The sequence below is a fragment of the Okeania sp. genome (genome assembly GCF_983059655.1).
This window is the reverse complement of record NZ_CEZPJD010000907.1, coordinates 1-2945: the sequence shown is the minus strand read 5'-3', so window position 1 is coordinate 2945 and position 2945 is coordinate 1. Positions and strand designations below refer to the sequence as shown.

Genomic DNA, 2945 nt, shown 5'->3' with positions numbered 1-2945 from the left:
TGCAAATGACCCTAATGCTATTGCTTATTTTGGCTATTCTTATTATGAAGCGAACAGAGACCGAATCAAAGCAATAGCTATAGACAATGGTAATAGACCTGTTAAACCTTCACTGGAAACAGTGCGAAGTGGACAATATCAACCTCTGGCTAGACCAATTTTTATTTATGTGAATGCTAAAGCAGCAGAGCGTCCTGAAGTTCAAGAATTTGTTGAATTCTATCTCCGGAATGCTCCTCAATTAGTTAAAGAAGTAAATTCTGTACCTATGTCAGAATTAGAATATCAGCAAGCAATGGAACGTTTTAAAAACCGTGTTATTGGGAGTAGTAGTTAAATTTTTGAATATTATATTTTTAAATATTATAATGAAGGCTTAAATCATTTTTAAGTATAGTAGTTCTTCTATTTTTCATACTAAATTAGATTCAAGTGGCAAACATATTTTCTTATGTAAATTAATGCTAAAATTTAGATAAATTATCGGCTAATGTCTAAGCATCAATTTTATGTAAGGCTGCACAGAATTATGAAATTTATTAACTTGTCTGTTTCCTGTCTCCTACCTCTATTAAGTAGCCCTGTAAAAATAAGTTGTACAAATTTTATCTGAAATAGATTGTGAAATCTAGCTTCCATCAAAAAAACTGTTCAGGTTATTCTTACACGGCTCCTAAAAGACTTTTTCAGCAAATCCTAAATAATTCAAAACTATCTATTGTGACGTAAGCATTCGTAAGCATTCAGCAGTCAGCTATCAGCTATTAATTCATTGCCTTGAGAGTAGGAATTAGTATTAAAAAGTAGTTTCTCCGCAGGAGGCTAGCTGATTGCTAATAGCTGAATGCTTACATTCTGACTTCTAAGAAATAACCTATTTATTTGTAGTAAATATTTATCAAATTGCTGTAAACTTTCCTTTAACTTCTATATAAGTAGGTGTTGAGAAAATGAGGCATAATTAAAAGCATCAAGAAAAACATATCAGCTAACTTTAGCTCTATAAAAAATCATCACCCTAATTCATTATTACTACTAAATACTGGTCGCTAATAAGCAGGTAAGTTTAATGAAGTCAGAAGTCAGAAGTTATTTTTGTAACGGGGATTTGAGCTTCGCTCCAAAAATATTTTGCCTTCAAAGGCGGAGTTTTAGACCCAGATTATTTTGATAAATAAATGCAACAAGTGTACGAATGATTTTTAGTACTATATCGCTAATTTATCAAGGTTTTCGGCTAAACCCGACCCTACATTTTTTAACGTTTAATTAGACATACCTACTTACTTATACCAAGCGTGATAAATGTTTGTTACAAATGGTAGGGACGTTGCATGCAACGTCCCTACGAAAGAAGGAAAATGGAAAACTGAATTCTTACTATTATTATTTATTTAATCCTTGAGTATTGAATGAGAGATAAACTTTTAAAATTAATAAAATCACCAAAATATTCACCAAAATTATTTCAATATAAATATATACGAGAAAAAATAATTGAATATATTTTGTTTTTAGCAGCTTTTTCTTCAGTAGCAACTACCATAGCAATTCTGTTTATCTTAGTCAGAGAATCAGTTTTATTTTTTCAAGAAATATCCATATTAGAATTCTTGACTAATACACAATGGACTCCCTTATTTCAAAATCCACAATATGGAATTTTACCTTTAGTATCAGGAACCTTAGTAACTTCAATTATTGCTTTAATGATAGCTATTCCACTGGGTACTATAGCAGGAATTTATCTGAGTGAATTTTCTCCCATAAAATTTAGAGAAACTCTCAAACCTTTCTTGGAATTATTGGCTGCTATTCCCACAGTAGTTTATGGTTATTTCGCACTCTTGTACGTCACTCCACTATTACAAAAAATATTTCCAAATTTGCCAACTTTTAATATGTTGAGTGCAGGATTAGTAATGGGAGTAATGATTATTCCATTTATTAGTTCTATCAGCGAAGATGCTATGCGTTCTGTGCCAGTAGGTTTACGAGAAGGATCTTTTTCTATGGGAGCAACTAGGTTTCAAACATCATTATTCGTTGTATTTCCGGCTGCTATTTCTGGTATTTGTTCGGCTTATATTCTGGGAGCTTCCCGTGCAGTAGGAGAAACAATGATTGTTGCTATTGCGGCTGGTTTGCAACCTAATTTTACTTTAAATCCCACAGACCAAGCTGCTACTATTACAGCATATATTGTGCAGGTTAGTCTTGGTGATTTACCTCATGGAACTCTAGCTTATCAAACAATTTTTGCTGCTGGTCTAACTTTAGTATTGATCACTTTAATATTAAACATAATCGGTAATTTGCTAGCCAAACATTATCGCGAAATATATTAAAAGAAGGAAGAGTTCAATAATTGATAATGGATAATTGATAATTGATAATTACCTCCCCCTAAAAGCTATCCCTTACCCATAAGTTTTGAAACCCTTGTGGGGAGCAGGGGAGCAGGGAGCAGGGGAGAAAGGAGAAAAAATCATAGTAGCTAAGTAAAACTACTGAAGTTGTCAAAAAAAAGTATTTTTATATACATTTTTTCTCCCGAAAAAGCTGAACCAAGACTTACTCATAACTTGTCTATTTTGTCAAGTTTTATGTTAAGGAAAGATGTGAGTAAAGCATAGCCCTAAAAGGAAGAGGATTGAATAAAAGGAAAATTTTTTCCTGTTTCTCCTTTAAAGAAGAGGCTTTAAACCTTAATTATTCGGTAAGAAGGAAAAAGGAAAAAGTAAGAAGGAAAAAACTGAAAATAATTTCCAGAAATTAATTAGCGACGATGTTTTTGAAACAACTCCAATGAAATTACTATATTTCGATGAAGTTAGAGGAACTTGATATAGATGTCAACTCAAGATATTAACAAAAAATTTTTACCTTCCAATCATCTTCAAGGTAATCTGAATAAACGAAATTTGGTTAATAATATTTTTGCC

Annotated in this window: 1 protein-coding gene and 1 pseudogene; both read left to right on the top strand. The window is 32.0% G+C overall.

Annotated features, from left to right (window positions below; genetic code table 11):
* A pseudogene (locus tag AC3DU7_RS30020) lies at window positions 1-337 on the top strand (protein sphX); the annotation flags it as partial.
* Between the two features lie 1075 nt (window positions 338-1412).
* The gene (gene pstC / locus AC3DU7_RS30015; RefSeq protein ID WP_488042896.1) at window positions 1413-2348 is read left to right on the top strand and encodes a phosphate ABC transporter permease subunit PstC; all 936 of its coding nucleotides are present in this window, start codon (window positions 1413-1415) and stop codon (window positions 2346-2348) included.
* Window positions 2349-2945: the final 597 nt, after the last annotated feature.

Bases quoted from the DNA above. Each gene is read 5' to 3' on its own strand.
- pstC (WP_488042896.1), top strand. From the start codon at position 1,413: ATGAGAGATAAACTTTTAAAATTAATAAAATCACCAAAATATTCACCA.